Raw genomic sequence first — 16,912 nt, forward strand, 5'->3', positions numbered from 1 at the left:
TAATAGTGGTTCGCATAGTCAAAATGCGAAGACTCCAGCAGGAACAGCACGAGCTGAAAATCACACCATACGAATGGGAAATGAGTTTGGGGAAGTTGAAGCCGTGCCTGCGGAAAGCGAAGCATTTTGACTTAGCTGAAATTTAAAAAGATACTTTAAAATCCTGCGGCAACAACCGCAGGATTTTGTCTCAATCATCTTTTTTCAATTTTTTATTTGCCTCAATCTCACCGATCCCTAACTCTTTACCTTCTCTAAATATCGCTTTGATAAAGCTAATGGTCATGAGTAGCATGATGACCGAAAATGGCAGAGCGGCGACGATCATCGTATTTTCGAGCGCTTGTAAACCGCCTGTATATAATAACGCAAGCGCTGTTGCGGACAGCAGTGCACCCCAAACGATTTTCACTCGTTGTCCAGGTTGATGAGAGCCACCTGTTGTCATCATTCCTAATACGAACGTTCCAGAATCGGCTGATGTAATAAAAAACGTTCCGATTAATGTCATCGCTACAATCGATGCCACTAAGCCTAACGGGAAGTTAGAAAAAACTCCGAATAAGGCTTCTTCTGTTGCTAGCTCAGAGATCACATCAACTCCATTATGCTCTAATGAAATCGCCGTTCCTCCGAATGTCGAGAACCAAAGGAACCCTATTAAAGAAGGTAAAATTAACACCGTAAATACAAACTCTCGAATAGTACGACCTTTTGATACACGGGCAATGAATATTCCCACAAATGGAGACCACGCAATCCACCAAGCCCAATAGAATACGGTCCACCCATTAATCCACTCACGTAATTCTTCATCAAGCGGAGCAATTCTGAAACTCATAGCAGGTAAGTTTTGTACATAAGTACCGATTGAGTTTGTAAATATGTTTAAAATAAATAACGTCGGTCCTACAATAAACATTAACAAGAATAATAATACCGCCAAAATCATGTTCACATTACTTAGAATTTTGATCCCTTTACCCAAACCAGTCCAAGCTGAAATCATAAATAGTACCGTTACAATTGATATAATAATCAGTTGCATCCAGAAATTTGTCGGCATATCAAATAAGAACGATAAACCACCATTAATCTGAACGGCACCAAACCCTAAAGTTGTCGCAACCCCAATAACCGTTGCGATTACAGCAAGTACATCTATTAGTCTGCCGAAATTACCTTCCATACTTTTTCCAAAAAGAGGATGAAGCGTAGCACTAATTAAACCCATTTTATCGTGCCTAAAGTTAAAATAAGCGAGCACTAGAGCAACAATGCCATAAATAGCCCAAGCATGAATGCCCCAATGGAAGAATGTGAACCTCATCGCATCTTTGATCGCTTGGTCTGTCCCGGTCTCTAAAGTTGGTGAACTGACCGCATAGTGACTAATTGGCTCAGCTGCTCCCCAGAAAACAAGCCCAATCCCCATTCCGGCACTAAACAACATGGCTATCCAAGTTGGTCTTGAGAATTCAGGCTTTTCCCCTGGCTTACCTAAGCGAATTTTCCCTAATGGTGTAATTAAAAATACTAAACAAACAAGCACGAAAAACGTCACAACAATTAAATAATACCAACCGAACGCATCTGCAATAAAACCCTGAACATTTGTTGTGGTTTCCTCTAACCAATCCGGCCAGACCATACCGACAATCACTAATATAAGCAAAACCCCTGCTGAGAACTTAAACACAGGTGTTAATTTACTTAACATAAAAAAGCCCCTTTCATGATGACTATGTTTTTATTATCTATAGGACTCTTCTATTTATTCCAAAATTAAAAAGAAAAGCATTGCTTCAAACACAATGCTTTTTTTAGATTAAATTTAATTGTTTCAAACCATTATAAATTCCATCTTCATCGACTCTCGTCGTTATATATTTAGCTGTATGTTTCACTTGATCCATGCCGTTTCCCATCGCAAAACTGTGTTCGATTTGCTTAAGCATCTCTAAGTCGTTCAAAGCATCACCAAACGCAACTTGTCGTTCAGTTGGAGTGCCAAGGTGTTCAATGACTTTTTCTATCCCTTCAGCTTTTGAACCACCAGCAGGCAAGATATCAACCGACACTCGATGCCACCTAATAAAATCAAATTCTTTAAACTCATCAATATAAGGCCGCTCTTCCCCTTTAACACAGAACAATAGCGACTGATATAATTCGCGACTAATATAATCAGGGTCATGACTTGGGTACTGGTCAATTTTTAATGTTGAAATGCTTTCTGTGATAAAGTCATGCTCTGGCACGTTCGCCTTCATATCTTCTGCATCCATAAAAACAACAGGGTGTTCGTTCTCAAGTGCCTTTTTAGTCAATGATTCAAGCGCTTTTTGATCTAAAGGATTTTTATAAATGACCTCTCCATTTAAAACGACGTATTGACCGTTATAGCTAACATACGTATCAATCCCTAACTCTTCACGCAAGTTTTTAAACATAAATGGAGCTCGTCCAGTTGCGATGGCTGCTTCGTGTCCATTTGCTTGTAATTGTTTGATCGCCTCTTTTGCACTAGCCGGTAACTTTTTATGTTGATCTAATAAGGTTCCATCTATATCAAAAAACACAATATGCTGATCCATCTAATCCTTCCTTTCTCTATAGAATGATACCATTTAACCGTATAAAATGTAACGAAAAATGTTAAGATGGTAATAGTGCAAAAAGTTAGGGTGAGTGAGAGATGTTAACGAAATTAGAAGTTGCCAATATGTTTTCTAATCAAATATATAATCGGGGTAAACGTTACTATAATCAAGGTGCCGTAAGAAATCTTGAGTTTAATCCCGAAGATAATACCTGGGAAGCCACGGTATTTGGTTCAAAGACCTATTTAGTAGATATAAAAATTTATAAAGAGGGAGTCGCTTTTACTTGTTCATGCCCTGCTTATGATACGTATGAGGAATGCAAGCATGCTGTGGCCGTCCTTCTGAAAATTACAGATAAAATTAGCCCTCAACAAGAAATGAAAAAATTAACTCAAAAACAACACCTATACCAAACTTTAATAGGAAATAATGATTACTCACAACATCTGGACCATTCCAGTATCTTAATTGATGCTTTTGCTGATTCTTTAACATCTGAGCATCAGTCACAGCATCTCGATATTCTTGAAACGGAGTATACATTAATGTTAAATCAAAAGCTCTGGTTAGGGTATCAATTCTCGGTCGAGATGAAAGTCGGGGTTGGTCGTAAATACGTGGTAAAAAACTTAAAACGGTTTATCGAAAGTGTCTTCAAACAAGAAGAACACATGTTTACGCCCAAGTTTTCTTATTTACCGGACCAACATAAATTCATTGGCAGTGACGCTAAAATCATTAATCTATTAATAGATATTTACCGAAATGATGAATTTTATGATACAAGATTTAATCAACCATCGTCACCTAAAGCCATGGCCATTCCTCCTGCCTTCGCGGATCAGCTTCTACCTTTACTAGCGGATGCAGGGGCACAGTTTAAAGATGACATGAGGAGTTTCTATGATTTTGAATACTATAAAAACCTTGAGCCATTTAACTTTCAATTAAACCATACTGCTGAAGGGTATGAGCTCAATCTGAGTCATCTATCCTATTCAAACCATATCAAGAACTATGATTTGATTCAGTTAGATAACTCTCTATATAAACTAACTGAACAACAAAAAGAAGTGGTAGACCGTTCTTATCGACATATCCAAGGACTGGATCGAGTTCGTATAAAACCACAACAAATAGACACATTCATTTCAAAAGTACTACCTAATTTAGAACAGGTTGGGAAAGTTGAACTGTCTGAAAAAGTTTCAAATTCTATTGTTAAACCAACCCTTAGGACAACCATGCATTTAGATTGGGATGGGTTACGTTTGACCGCACAAGTGACGTATCACTATAACAATATTGCCATCGACCCTATGAAACCAGAAAGTGAACAGAAACCTAAGGACAAAATACTAGTACGTGACCATGCTCAAGAACAACGAGTCATGCGCGTGATTGAATTTGCCGGATTTAAGTACAATGGTGACGAGCTTTATTTAGATACTGAATTAGATGTGTTCAGCTTTTTATATGAACAATTGCCTGAGATTGAAGATGAGGTTGATGTTTACCTAACGCAGGCTGTGAAAAATCTTTTATTTGAAGAAGTGGAATTCCCTACGATTAATGTGGATTACGATTCCGATCAAAATTATTTAGAAGTTAATTTTGATATTGGTGACATTGACCAAGAAGAGATTAGCCATTTATTGCAATCAGTCATTGAAAAAAAGCGCTATTACCGCCTTCCTAATGGTTCTTTTGTGCCACTACAGGATGAATCGTTGACACAAATGACGCATTTACTTCAAGATCTTGATTTAAAACCTAGAGATGTCGAAAGTGGTTCGGTGCAGCTTCCTTCATATCGTGGGTTACAGCTAGAAGATGCAGTCTCTCAAGGCATGAAGAAGAAGTACAATGAAGCTTTCCAACAATTGATTGATGATATAAAAACACCTAGTGAAGCGACGACTCCTTTACCAGATGGTTTAAATGCTGACCTTCGTGACTATCAGAAAACAGGCTTTCAATGGTTGTCGTCATTGAGCCGATATGGTTTTGGCGGGATTTTAGCAGACGACATGGGGCTAGGAAAAACGTTACAAAGTATCGCCTTTTTGCTATCTCAACGCGAAAAGAACCCAGAGGCTAATCCTGCTTTGGTCGTCTCACCTGCATCACTCGTATATAACTGGCAAGCTGAGTTTGATAAGTTTGCTCCGACCATGAACGTTAAAATTATAAGCGGGACAGCAGCTGAGCGAAAGCTACTTTTAGAAGATTTAGAAGGGGTAGATGTTGCAATTACATCATACCCACTCATTCGCCAAGACAGTGAAGCTTACGAAGAGTTACAGTTTTCTACATTGATTTTGGATGAAGCTCAGGCCATTAAAAACCATTTAACGAAACAAGCGAAAGCCGTTAGGTCGATTCGAGCTAGAGAGCGCTTTGCGTTAAGTGGCACACCAATCGAAAATTCGCTTGATGAGCTTTGGTCTATTTTTGACGTGATTCTTCCCAAGTTTTTCCCTAATAAGAAAGACTTTAAGAATTTATCGCAAGAGCGCATTTCCAAAATGAGTCGACCGTTTATTTTGCGCCGCGTAAAGCAAGATGTGTTAAAAGAGTTGCCGGATAAAATTGAGTCAGTTCAGTATTCGGAGCTAACAAAACTTCAAAAAGAGCTCTATCTTGGTTATTTGGATAAAATTAAAAACGAAACGGCAGATGCAATATCTGAAGGCTTACAAAAGAACCGCATGAAGATCTTAGCTGGACTCACTAGACTGCGTCAGTTATGCTGTCACCCATCATTGTTCATTGAGGGTTATGAAGGCGAGTCTGGTAAAATGAATCAACTGTTAGACATGGTCGAGAGTGCTAGAGAAAATGGTCACCGTATATTGATTTTCTCCCAGTTTGCAAGCATGCTGAAATTACTGAGAAACGAATTTGAGGAACAAGGAATTGATGTCTTTTATTTAGATGGTCAAACACCTTCTAAAGACCGAGTTGAGTTGGTCAATCGCTTTAACGAAGGTGAAAAAGAAATTTTCCTTATCTCATTAAAAGCTGGTGGTACAGGGCTGAACTTAACTGGTGCGGATACCGTCATTTTATACGACCTATGGTGGAACCCAGCAGTTGAGGAACAAGCCGCTGGACGCGCCCATCGAATCGGACAGAAGAATGTCGTCCAGGTGCATCGTCTAATTACGAAAGGAACGATTGAGGAGAAGATCTACTCCTTACAACAACGTAAACGTGAGTTGATCGAAAATGTCATCCAACCAGGCGAAACGATGTTTAGTAGCTTGAACGAAGATGAAATTAGGGAATTGTTGAGTATCTAGCGAAGATATCGACCCCTTTTTGGGATTTATCGACCCCTTTTTCGAAAATATCAACCACGAAATTTGTCGACGAGGTAAAAAACGCTAATTTATCGACCCCAAAATGAAATTTATCGAACCTTTTATATAAGAAAAGCTATTGCGAACGAGTCGCAATAGCTTTTTTAGTTATGTCTAAATATTGCAAAGCGCTTTCGGTGGACGCTTTCCGCGGGCACGGCTTCAACTTCCTAAAACTCTCTCACGTTCGTTTTAGGGGATTTTCAGCTCGTGCTGTTCCCGCTGGAGTCGCCACCTTCGCTCATTTCAATTCAACAACACTTTGTCTATAATATTGTTAAATCTTAAATTTAGATGCGGTTTCTTGTAATTCAACGGCCATGTCCGCTAAGACGGAGCTTGCGGATGTGACCTCTTCGACAGAAGCTGTCTGCTCCTCAGCAGCACTCGCAACTTCTTGTGCTAAGCCTGATGTGTTTTCAGTATAATTATTAAGCTCTTCCATCGTTTGAACGAGTGAACCATTTCGTTCTTCAATATGGCTGATCGACTCATTCACTTCTTTCATACGAGATGATACTTGCATAACGGCTGCTGAAATTTCATTAAACGACTGTCCTGCTTGGTTAACTAAAGTGCGACCTTCATCCACTGAAATGACGCCTTGTTCAACAGACTCAACCGCTTCTTTAGTTTGATTACGGATTTCATAAATAATTTTCGAAATCTCAACCGTTGAATTCGTCGATTGTTCAGCTAGCTTTCTGACTTCATCTGCGACAACCGCAAACCCTTTACCATGCTCACCAGCACGCGCCGCTTCAATCGCTGCGTTTAGTGCTAATAAGTTCGTTTGTTCTGAGATATCGTTAATCATTTTAATAATATCCTCAATCTCATTCGAACGTTGATCAAGCTCCTTAATCACACCACCTATGTTTGAAACATTAGAGCTAATGTTTTCCATTTGGCTTACAGCTTGATTCACAACCTGCTCACCTTCTGCAGCTTTGTCTGACGTTTCAACAGAAGATTGAGTAACACGTTCCGTACGTTTAGAGATTTCATTAATGTTCTCTGAAATCTCGGATACAAAATTCCTTGAACGATTAACATTTTCAACTTGTTTTTCGTTCCCGCTTGAAACTTCTTGAATCGAACTTGAAATTTGTTCTGAAGCTGTCGTCGTTTCATCAGCGTTAGCACTTAATTCCTCTGATGATGCCGCAACTTGTTCAGATGTTTCAATCACATTAGAAATCAAGTTCCTCATATTTTCAACCATTTGATTATAACTCTCAGCAAGTTCACCAAGCTCATCCTTACTGTTCACATCAACAGGTTGAGTTAAATCACCGTTCGCGACACTCGATAACCCATCACGTACAGCGCGCAGTCTTTTTGTAATATAGCGTACAAAGAAAATCACCGCTAAAGTTCCAATGACAATTGCAATAGCTGAGATGATTATAGTTGTTGTTAAAGTCTGATTTCGTAACTCTGTAGCCAACGCACTCATTTCAAAATCGATTCCATAAACACCAATAACGTCACCCTGCGAGTCAGATACAGTCGTCGCAAGTGTGATCACGGACCCTCCTGTTACAGCATCAAGGTAAGGCTCTGTCCAATAAACTTCCCCTGGTTCTTCATTCGCGCCTGTAAACCACCCACGTGTAGTTGCATCAAACTCTGATAAGTCCGACTCACTTGATGGAACTGACGAAAAATAAATCGCTCCATCCGGTGTAGCTAAATAAGAATTTAATATGTACTGATGATTAGAAACTTTTTGAGACAAAAACTCTTCATAAAACTCAACCAATTCCGGTTCATTCGCACCCGGTAAATGATCGTAGGTCTGATCTGTCTCTACACCTGCTTGGTTTTCGTACTGCATTTCTTCTGCTTGGGCTATGTCTCTCAAGATTATTTCATACTCATCAAATGTTTGTTTGAACTCACGATCCGTTTGTTCTAACACGTGTTTTGGTATAATCGACTTCTCTAAAACTGACGTCTGACTGTAATTAATTACACCGACAATGACTAGAGGAATAATCAATAACAACAGCATCATTACAATTAATTTTGTTTTAATAGATTGAAAAAATTTCAATATAACCCCTCCCCCTCAATAAATATCTTTATATCTTTATATATTTATTTATCGGATAGAAATTATAATCATTAAGTGAAAATAGTAGATTTATTAGTACTTAAATAAGGATTGTTTTAATCCGATATTATTAACAGGTATATAAAATTTAACAGTACTAAAATGACGTTGATAACTTATCATTGTAAAAGTGTATATGGAGAGGATAATATTGGAAGTGAAAGGGATTAAAGGGTTAAAAAGTGCAATATGGTATTTTAAATATAAGCTATTTCGTGAGTAAGAATATCATAAGTTAGGTGGATGGCTGTTTACGTTAGTGTTTTTTATGTTCATGAACGGTATGATAACATTATGGAATATATCAATTTTCTGGCAATATGATTTTGAGAAAATTATTGTAGACTGGAATATTAATAAAAGTGAGTATTATTATTTAATGTTAAATGAATATGCATATCTAACCCTTATAACTATATTAATCATCCTATTCTTGAAAAGGGTTAGATACGCACCTATACTATTTATTAGTTATGAAATATTAACCATTATAGAAAGGATTAATTACTATTACATATTTGAAGATAATTACTTATTAAGAATGTCTTTTGTGTTCCTAATTTTTAGTTTAGTTATAAAAGCAAGCTGGATTCTTTATTTCATTTTTTCAAATAGAGTGAAGGTCTATTTTAGTTAAAACCCTTACTATTTAGAAGCTTTTAGCTAAAGTAACCAAGGTCCATTAATGATATAAAGTTAAGGGACTTAAATTTATTCTAAGTCCCTTTGTGTATTGATGTCTAATGAAGTTCTAACCTGGGATTCTCTTAAAGTAATTCTTCTGCTAATAATCGATAGACATTTAAACGCTTCTCTTGTGAGTGCGGGATGCTGACAATCATCGCTTCATCAAATCCGTACTTCTCTTTTTCCTCTTGAAGTTGTTGGGCAACGTCTTTCGCTGAACCGACTAAATGCAGCTTACGAGCTTCTTGAATGCGTATGCGGTCCATCTCGGTTAATGGATATTCCTGAGCCTCTTCTGGGGTGATGTTTTGTGAGATCTCACCCTTCATGAGTTTCAGTCTTGAGATATCCTGTGGACCCGCTTCAAATTCAGCCTCTTCTTCCGTCTCAGCAACCGTCACCATGTACGACACGTTGATTTCTGGATTCTCCATAAACTCAGTCGGGATAAAATTCACTCGATACGTATCTAAAATCTCTTTTGATAATTCACCATTAAAAAACTGAGCAAACGAGTAACCAACACCGATTTCACCAGCCTTCATCGCGCTATTGCCACTCGAACCTAACAACCACGCTTCAGGTAACTGTATACCTGTTGGGGCCGCCATTGTACGGCTATAAAGTTCTTCACTAGGTACTTGATCACTAATGTATTGAAGAGCTGTCTCAAATTTCTCGTACATATTATTGAGCATCGGCTGGCGGCCTTCAGACATCGCATACATACTGAAATGATCTCCACCCGGTGCTCGGCCGACACCAAAATCAATTCGTCCTGGTGAAAAGGCACTTAATGTTTTAAATACTTCTGCTAACTTTAGCGGCGAATAATGCATCATCATCACACCACCTGTCCCAAGACGAATTCGATCCGTTTTGGCTGCTATATGTGCAGTTGTAATCTCAGGAGCTGAACTTGCTAGAGCATTGGTGCCATGGTGTTCAGCCATCCACATTCTGTAATAGCCTAACTCTTCACCTAATTGAGCCAATTCCTCAGCATTCTTCAAAGCTTGTTCTGCTGTATTCCCTTTTGTCACTGGTGCTTGATCTAATATGCTTAACCTCATTTATATATCTCCTTACTTTAAATTCACTCATTACTTTTTTATAGTAAATCAATTATTGGGATGAAGTCTAATCATGAGTTTTATCTGTTTAATTTTGACAAGAAATAAGTTATAGTAATTTACGTTGAATAAAAATTAGAAACAGAGGTTTACCTATGACAGATCAACAATCATTAACACCACTGAAAACCTTATTGTTCGCGTTTCACGCAACAAATACGATTATTATCAGTTATTTACCTGTTTATTTGGAAGGAAAAGGGTTAACAGGCTCACAAATTGGCTGGGTTCTAGCAGTCGGCCCACTCGCCTCCATATTGGCTCAACCTTTTTGGGGATATTTAAGTGATAAATATAAAACTGTTAAGAAAATCCTGTTAATATGTGTATTTGGATTAATTATCTTTAGCTCAATATTCTTAAGTATGTCTCACTTCTTATGGATTATGTTTGTTGGGTTTTTCTTCTATTTCTTCGCCACACCAGTGGGAGCATTAGGTGATAGCTTAGCGCAAAGGAGAGCCGATGAAGTAGGAGTATCATTTGGTACCATTAGAACATGGGGGTCAGTCGGTTTTGCAACCTCATCCCTTGTTATTGGACTAGTCTTAACCTATACAGGCGTAGAGTACATGATATGGCCATACCTTGCTTTCGCGTTTATTGCCTTATATGTCACGTTTAGGGTTAAAGATGTTGAAGTTTCAAAAGAACCAGTTAGTTTTGAGGACTTCAAACGACTTGTTTCCAATAAACCGTTTGTGATTTTCTTATTTTTTATGATGTTCCTGACCATTTCGCACCGTGCGAATGATAGTTTTATCGGACTTTACATTAATCAGCTCGGCGGGACGAACTTCGTCATTGGGTCTGCATGGTTCATTGGGGTCATCAGTGAAGCCATCGTGTTCGCGACAGCCGGATGGTGGTTTAGAAAATATCACACTTTAATCTTTGTTATTTTAGCAGGTGTAATCTATAGTTTCCGTTGGTTCTTGTTCGCAACAGCGGATTCATACTGGTTAGTACTTGCCCTGCAGTTCACGCACGGTCTTACATTCGGGATCCTTTATTTAGCATCCCTTGATTATGTCACGCGATTAATTCCGAAGCTTACGCAATCAACTGGACACTTGTTGTTCTACGCGGTGTTCTTTGGTATCTCAGGAATTATCGGATCGTTAATTGGGGGAGCACTGATTGATGTTTACGGCGGTGGCACTTTATACTTCGTCTTAGGAATCATCGCAGTAGCCGGAACCATCTTTATGACGCTATATCATATTCTTCCATACGGTAAAAAAGCTTAACGAGCAGGACTCCCTGCTCGTTATTTAATGTCGTTCTAATCGTTTGGCAGCTGTTCGCTTCTTCGGTTCCACTTTGTGATGACCAAGCGCTTTTCCCATACCATAGGCTGGCATATTGCCATAAATCGTTTCGTATTGTCCTGGGCTTAACACATACGTTTCGTGAAAAATCCCAACATCTTTCGTGTGGCCTATTTTTCGGTTAAAATTTCTCCATGCTTCTAGATGAAGTTCGCCTTTTGAATAATTTAAGAGCTCGTCCAAGGAACGCCAATACTGAACAAGCTTAATCGTGCGTGTCCCCATCGTCATCTCATGTGAGTAAAAGCCGAGTTCCTCCTGATGCTCGTACAATTCTTTTAACATCTTCGGCATCGCCCTAAACACAGGCCACCATTTATGTACTTTCCGATATTTATTAATCCTCATTCCAATAGTAAATACGACAACTTCTTCATTATTGTCAGTTGTAAATCTTCCAGTATATATCCGTTCTCCCATCATTCTCCCTCCTCTATTCTAATATATAATTGTGAGTGAGAGATTATAACAGAAAAAAAGGAGTAAGACCCCCTTACTCCTAATAATCATAGAAATAGCAACAGACTATTTTAGGTTTTTTCTTGTGGCATTTATGACAGCCACATCCGCGATGAACGTCATCATATTTCTCAAAACAACAGACCTTTTTCACATGTTTGGGTTTAGAGCAAGGGCATGTACCTTTATGATAGCCTAATAACATATCTAGATATATATTATGATCATGATGGCTCTTTCTGCGGCATGAATCACACATAGGGCATTTCCTTTCCAAGAATAGACTTATATGATTAATTTATTAAAAATCTATTAAAAGGAAACGGCCTCTGACCTAAATCTATTATTTTTCACAACTTACCTTTGCTACATTGAAAAATCCATCATCTTTTTCAATAACAGCCTTACCACCCTTATCTAAACACTCTTCAAGGATTTCACCATTTTGTTCACTAGCTAAATCAATGCGAATAAACTGAATCACAATCACTGACATGGCCACGATTAATGTGCTGACCGTTACGATTCCTAATAGTTTTGATAGATTAATTGGTTGTTGCTTCTTTTTTGAAAAGTTATATGTTCCTTGCACAAACTGTCGCATGTCTAAGTAGTAAATTAGGTTATGAATGATGAGTAACGCGAAAACCATTAGGATGTAAAAATATCGGTCTAATGGAAAGAACATCGTCATGACAATTATTGGTAAAGCGTTGGTATATAATGTGTAGACCTTTCTTGTTGCGTTCTGAGTTACCCGATTAAGTAGCTCATCATCCTCAATGAACTCTCCTGGCTTAATCGTTAAAAAAGGCATTTTTTGATTAGGATTGGCCTTGTTATGTTTTCTCCATTTTATCGTATAAAGTAAGAAAAATAAGGTAAACAAACCTAACCCCGCTATGGTTGAAAACACAACTCCGATATTCCAAACCGACCCCTCTTCTGTAAATTGAACCACAATCTCAGAGTCGTACCAAAGCGCATCAACCCAATGAACGACTCCATAAGCAAAAATCATAAATATCAGAAATAACGCGACGTTCCATAACGGATACTGGACCCTTAAATCTTTAAGACTCATCTTATTCCCCCTCTTCTAGCCAAAACAAATCATCCACTGACGTCTGAAGCGACTGAGCAAGACTTAATGCTAGGGTAATCGATGGCGAGAAATCACCTTTTTCAATAAACCCGATTGTCTGCCTAGTCACTCCTACTTGGTTGGCTAACTCTGTTTGCGAAAAGCCATGCCTTGCCCTCAGTTCCCTCACTCTGTTTCCTAGCATTCCATTCCCTCTTTTGTTAATTATAATATACATAATGTAAACTATACTTAACATTTTGTCAACTACATCTAACATATGGAGTTCTTGTCTTATTAATTCGTAAGTTTTCTAGTATTTCATATTTTTTTCTAGTAAAACTTCAAAATTATCTAGTAAAATCCGGATATTGTCTAGTGAATTTTCAAAATTGTCTAGTAAAATCTCGATATTGTCTAGTAAACTTCAAAATTGTCTAGTAATAAGTAATTTTGTCTAGTAAATTCGTGTTTGTGATCATCTTAATTAGAAATACACGTCATCCTATAAAATCAGAAAGCAAATAAGAGACATACGTAAAACTGCCGCGTACATCACCGCGGCAGTTTTATAAATTCAATTAATCTTTCTTAACCCTTTTCCGTCTAAAACCTCCTGCACCCCTTCTTCACAAACACCATATGTACGCCAGGTGCAAGATTCACAGATGGACATGATATCCGAGGGGACAACATTCTCAGTAATTTGTTGTTCTACCTCTTCCCAACTGATCACTTGTCCAATCTTTAAACCTAATCTTTCTAAAATCACAGCATCCCGATCATAGATGTGTTCATCCTGACAGTGCTGCTCACCATCATTGGGGTATTTTGCACAAAGGTGATCGGGCCCTTTTACTAATTTAATTAAGGTTTGGGGATTATTCCTAAGTTTTTGATGAACATGAGTCATATTTTTCACAAACTCTTGAGAGTAGCCCATGCCTCTATAACCAAGTAAGCAGAAAAGATGGTGCCCTCTTAACTCATACATGAAAATGCCTCCAATTGTTAACTCGTTTTTTTATTTAGTTAACATTTATTTTAACATATTAAAAGGGACTTGAATGTTCAAGCCCCTAAACAATTAGTGATGTTCTTCAGCTTCCATCGCATCCTGCTTTGTTTCATGTACAGTGCCAAAAGGATGTTCTGGCGGTGCATAGATGGAGTAAAGCTTCAGCGGTTTATTGCCTGTGTTAATTAAATTATGATACTTTCCTGCCGGGATCATGATGGCGTCATCCGCAAAGACAGGTTGACGGAAATCGAGTTGATCTTCGCTGTCTCCCATTAATGTTAACCCTTGACCCTCCTCAATTCTTAAAAATTGATCCGTTTCAGGGTGGACTTCAAGACCTATGTCTTCACCTACGCCAATACTCATGAGTGTTACTTGTAAGTACTCACCAGTCCATAGTGCGCGTCTGAAAAACTGATTATTCGTTGTCGCTTTTTCTATATCAACTACAAACGGTTCTCCTCCAAAATCTTCTCTTCCACTCATGACATGTTGTTTGTTCATTTGATTTGGCATCTGTTGATTAGGCATCATTTGCGCATTTGATTGATTCTGATTCCAGTTGTTATAACCCCAGTTATTATTAGGTCTCGCTTGGTACCATGGGTTAAACCCATTAGGATAATGATACATACGAGTATTCCCCTTTCACATTTTTACTCATTCACACTATCCTATGCCATTGCCTAATAATGTGTAAATTATTTTTAAATAAATTGGGCCCAAAACCCAGTTCATTTAAATAAAATAAAGTCCATATACAATCTCCTAAAACTCTTGATACAACCAATCTACTCAGACAACCCCTTATATATGTTACATAAGAAAAGTAGCTCAACTGGTTTCCCAATTGAGCTACTCGACTTAATATTATGAATTTGCGATTTCTTTAGCTTGATCGAATTCATCTTGAATTTCTTTAGAAGGCGCTTTTCCTAACAAGCTAACCACGATTGCGACCGCACCAGCTAAGATAAATCCTGGAACTAATTCGTATAAGTCACTTGGCACAAATTCCGCCCAAACAACGACTGTTACGGCACCTGTGATGATACCAAGTAGTGCTCCATCTCGTGTCATGCGCTTCCAGAATAATGAAAGCAAGATAATTGGTCCAAAGGCGGCACCAAATCCTGCCCACGCATAGGCAACTAATTCGAGTACTAGCTTTTCATTTGCCGATGCAATCCATACCGCAAGTAAGGCAATCACGATAACAGATATACGCGCAACCCATACAAGCTCTGTATTAGAAGCATTTCTTCTAATAAAACCTTTGTAGAAGTCCTCTGCTACAGCAGAAGATGATACTAATAATTGAGAGTCAACGGTACTCATAATAGCAGCTAAGATTGCTGCCAATAAAATACCTGCGACAATTGGATGTGTTAATAATTGAGTTAATGCAATAAATACTGTCTCTTCATCAGCTAAGACTCCACCAGACATTTCAATACCACGTTCAGCTAGGGCAGCAGATACATCAGCCGTCGCAATATAAGCATAACCCGCTATCCCGACAAACACAGCACCGAATAATGACAGAACCATCCACGACATACCGATAAATCTAGCGGTTGGTACATCTTTCGTTGAGCGGATTGCCATAAATCTAGCTAAGATATGAGGCTGACCAAAATATCCAAGCCCCCACGCAAGGGACGAAATAATCCCAATCGTTGAAACTCCTTGGATCATCTGAAGATTTTCACCTTCTGTTAAGCTTCCGACGACATTAACAGCTTCGTTCCAACCACCTGCATTTTGAATGGCTAAGAATGGTAAAACAATTAACGCTAAGAACATTAATAACCCCTGGATAAAATCAGTCCAACTTACCGCAATAAAACCACCTAAGAATGTGTAACCAATAATAACAATACTTCCGATAATTAGTGCGTTAGTAGTCGATAAGCCAAAACTACTGCTAAATAATTTCGCTCCACCTACTAAACCAGACGCGGTATAAAACGTAAAGAATAATAAAATAACTGCTGCAGAAGCGATACGTAATGAACGAGATCGATCTCTAAAACGTTGTTCAAAAAAATCCGGAATCGTAATGGCATTGTTTGATACTTCTGTGTATACGCGTAACCGTTTCGCGACAAACTGCCAATTCAAGTAGGCACCAATCGTTAAACCGACTGCAATCCAAGCCTCAGCCAGCCCAGAAATATAAATGGCACCTGGTAATCCAAGAATGAGCCAACTACTCATATCTGAAGCACCAGCACTAAGCGCAGCAACACCCGGGCCTAGCTTTCGTCCACCAAGAAAATAGTCTGATAGGTTCGTCGTTAGCTTGTAACCAACTAGACCAAGGACTAACATACCAACTATGTAAATAATAAACGTCATTAAAATAGCCGTATCCATTATTTATTGCCACGCTCCTTCCAATACGAAATAAATGATAGAATAACCACTGCTGACATTGGCACAAATAACCAGAACCAAGTGCCAAATGATAGACTATACTCTTCCATTTACCTTCCTCCTTCTATTTTGTATAACTAATAATTCTACACTAATTTTCGGAATATTCAAATTTTAGTCCTAGTATAAAGTATTCAATAATCTTATGGACATGCGAAAAAATAGTTATTCCCAACCCTTACAGAATTTGCTACAAAAGCTTTACTTCCCAAGTTTCCCCTGTCTGTTCATAGAAGAATTCACTTAGGTCTTTAGACTCAAACACTTTAAACATATCCTCAAAGTCATTGGCAAGTTGATAGTTTTTCAGTTCATTCTTATGTATCCAGAAAACCTCACCTTCATCAGATGAGACCAGGTCACCGTCGTACTGATCCGTTTTATAAAAGAACACGATGTAACGTTCTTGATTTTTAGTCTGAAACTGTTTCACGCCACACAGTTCTGGATTTCTTACAGCTAATCCCGTCTCCTCATAAACTTCCCTAATAACAGAATCTGCAAAAGACTCTCCACGCTCTATATGCCCACCTGGAAAAGTAATGCCTGGCCATGATTTACCGACTCGATCTTGAACTAAAATATGGTCTCCATCGTATACCATACACATATTGGTCAGAATCACTTGCTCACTTTTACCCATACTCAATTACCCCTTTTTATTTTAT

General features: G+C 38.3%; 13 protein-coding genes and 1 pseudogene. 3 read left to right on the top strand and 11 right to left on the bottom strand.

Annotated features, from left to right (window positions below):
• Positions 1-190: 190 nt before the first annotated feature.
• Both ACTWQB_RS04460 and ACTWQB_RS04465 read right to left on the bottom strand, forming a co-directional pair.
• A complete protein-coding gene (locus ACTWQB_RS04460) occupies positions 191-1,720 on the bottom strand; it encodes a glycine betaine uptake BCCT transporter (protein WP_443137978.1) in 1,530 nt (509 codons plus the stop codon).
• Positions 1,721-1,823: 103 nt separating this feature from the next.
• Positions 1,824-2,597, bottom strand: coding sequence for a Cof-type HAD-IIB family hydrolase (locus ACTWQB_RS04465; protein ID WP_443137979.1), 774 nt, complete (start codon positions 2,595-2,597; stop codon positions 1,824-1,826).
• 101 nt (positions 2,598-2,698) lie between these two features.
• Between ACTWQB_RS04465 and ACTWQB_RS04470 the strand changes: the two genes are divergently transcribed.
• Positions 2,699-5,911 carry a DEAD/DEAH box helicase gene (locus ACTWQB_RS04470; RefSeq protein ID WP_443137980.1) on the top strand — a complete coding sequence of 1,071 codons (3,213 nt, stop codon included), beginning with the start codon at positions 2,699-2,701 and terminating at the stop codon, positions 5,909-5,911.
• Between the two features lie 337 nt (positions 5,912-6,248).
• On the opposite strand, the gene ACTWQB_RS04475 is transcribed toward ACTWQB_RS04470, so the two are convergent.
• Positions 6,249-8,030: a methyl-accepting chemotaxis protein gene (locus tag ACTWQB_RS04475; protein ID WP_443137981.1), complete on the bottom strand. Its 1,782-nt coding sequence runs from the start codon at positions 8,028-8,030 to the stop codon at positions 6,249-6,251.
• A 301-nt stretch (positions 8,031-8,331) separates the two neighbouring features.
• On the opposite strand from ACTWQB_RS04475, the pseudogene ACTWQB_RS04480 reads away from it, so the two are divergent.
• Positions 8,332-8,727 (top strand): annotated as a pseudogene (locus ACTWQB_RS04480) (hypothetical protein); the annotation flags it as partial.
• A 130-nt stretch (positions 8,728-8,857) separates the two neighbouring features.
• Here the strand turns inward: ACTWQB_RS04480 and ACTWQB_RS04485 are convergent.
• Entirely contained in the window at positions 8,858-9,850 is a 993-nt protein-coding gene (locus ACTWQB_RS04485; RefSeq protein WP_443137982.1) for an MsnO8 family LLM class oxidoreductase, read from the bottom strand.
• 155 nt (positions 9,851-10,005) lie between these two features.
• Between ACTWQB_RS04485 and ACTWQB_RS04490 the strand changes: the two genes are divergently transcribed.
• A complete protein-coding gene (locus ACTWQB_RS04490; protein ID WP_443137983.1) occupies positions 10,006-11,160 on the top strand; it encodes an MFS transporter in 1,155 nt (384 codons plus the stop codon).
• A 24-nt stretch (positions 11,161-11,184) separates the two neighbouring features.
• On the opposite strand, the gene ACTWQB_RS04495 is transcribed toward ACTWQB_RS04490, so the two are convergent.
• The 7 genes from ACTWQB_RS04495 to ACTWQB_RS04525 all read right to left on the bottom strand — a co-directional run bounded on the left by ACTWQB_RS04495 (position 11,185) and on the right by ACTWQB_RS04525 (position 16,887).
• Complete coding sequence (locus tag ACTWQB_RS04495) at positions 11,185-11,661, bottom strand: DUF4188 domain-containing protein (RefSeq protein WP_443137984.1); 477 nt, start codon at positions 11,659-11,661, stop codon at positions 11,185-11,187.
• Positions 11,662-12,043: 382 nt separating this feature from the next.
• Positions 12,044-12,784, bottom strand: coding sequence for a hypothetical protein (locus ACTWQB_RS04500; protein ID WP_443137985.1), 741 nt, complete (start codon positions 12,782-12,784; stop codon positions 12,044-12,046).
• Position 12,785: 1 nt separating this feature from the next.
• Positions 12,786-12,989, bottom strand: coding sequence for a helix-turn-helix transcriptional regulator (locus ACTWQB_RS04505; RefSeq protein ID WP_443137986.1), 204 nt, complete (start codon positions 12,987-12,989; stop codon positions 12,786-12,788).
• Positions 12,990-13,361: 372 nt separating this feature from the next.
• Positions 13,362-13,778, bottom strand: coding sequence for a DUF1284 domain-containing protein (locus tag ACTWQB_RS04510; protein ID WP_443137987.1), 417 nt, complete (start codon positions 13,776-13,778; stop codon positions 13,362-13,364).
• A 93-nt stretch (positions 13,779-13,871) separates the two neighbouring features.
• The gene (locus ACTWQB_RS04515; protein ID WP_443137988.1) at positions 13,872-14,438 is read right to left on the bottom strand and encodes a cupin domain-containing protein; all 567 of its coding nucleotides are present in this window, start codon (positions 14,436-14,438) and stop codon (positions 13,872-13,874) included.
• Between the two features lie 237 nt (positions 14,439-14,675).
• On the bottom strand, positions 14,676-16,184 hold the full coding sequence (gene putP / locus ACTWQB_RS04520; RefSeq protein ID WP_443137989.1) for a sodium/proline symporter PutP: 1,509 nt from the start codon (positions 16,182-16,184) through the stop codon (positions 14,676-14,678).
• A gap of 250 nt (positions 16,185-16,434) precedes the next feature.
• Positions 16,435-16,887 (bottom strand): 8-oxo-dGTP diphosphatase, encoded by a 453-nt coding sequence (locus tag ACTWQB_RS04525; RefSeq protein ID WP_443137990.1) that lies wholly within the window; start codon positions 16,885-16,887, stop codon positions 16,435-16,437.
• Positions 16,888-16,912: the final 25 nt, after the last annotated feature.

Origin of the sequence: Piscibacillus sp. B03 (assembly GCF_052246295.1) — a bacterium.
GTDB lineage: Bacteria > Bacillota > Bacilli > Bacillales > Alkalibacillaceae > Piscibacillus.

Bases quoted from the DNA above. Each gene is read 5' to 3' on its own strand.
- ACTWQB_RS04470 (WP_443137980.1), top strand. From the start codon at position 2,699: ATGTTAACGAAATTAGAAGTTGCCAATATGTTTTCTAATCAAATATAT.
- ACTWQB_RS04525 (WP_443137990.1), bottom strand. From the start codon at position 16,887: ATGGGTAAAAGTGAGCAAGTGATTCTGACCAATATGTGTATGGTATAC.
- ACTWQB_RS04460 (WP_443137978.1), bottom strand. From the start codon at position 1,720: ATGTTAAGTAAATTAACACCTGTGTTTAAGTTCTCAGCAGGGGTTTTG.
- ACTWQB_RS04510 (WP_443137987.1), bottom strand. From the start codon at position 13,778: ATGTATGAGTTAAGAGGGCACCATCTTTTCTGCTTACTTGGTTATAGA.
- putP (WP_443137989.1), bottom strand. From the start codon at position 16,184: ATGGATACGGCTATTTTAATGACGTTTATTATTTACATAGTTGGTATG.
- ACTWQB_RS04515 (WP_443137988.1), bottom strand. From the start codon at position 14,438: ATGTATCATTATCCTAATGGGTTTAACCCATGGTACCAAGCGAGACCT.
- ACTWQB_RS04505 (WP_443137986.1), bottom strand. From the start codon at position 12,989: ATGCTAGGAAACAGAGTGAGGGAACTGAGGGCAAGGCATGGCTTTTCG.
- ACTWQB_RS04495 (WP_443137984.1), bottom strand. From the start codon at position 11,661: ATGGGAGAACGGATATATACTGGAAGATTTACAACTGACAATAATGAA.
- ACTWQB_RS04500 (WP_443137985.1), bottom strand. From the start codon at position 12,784: ATGAGTCTTAAAGATTTAAGGGTCCAGTATCCGTTATGGAACGTCGCG.
- ACTWQB_RS04465 (WP_443137979.1), bottom strand. From the start codon at position 2,597: ATGGATCAGCATATTGTGTTTTTTGATATAGATGGAACCTTATTAGAT.
- ACTWQB_RS04490 (WP_443137983.1), top strand. From the start codon at position 10,006: ATGACAGATCAACAATCATTAACACCACTGAAAACCTTATTGTTCGCG.
- ACTWQB_RS04485 (WP_443137982.1), bottom strand. From the start codon at position 9,850: ATGAGGTTAAGCATATTAGATCAAGCACCAGTGACAAAAGGGAATACA.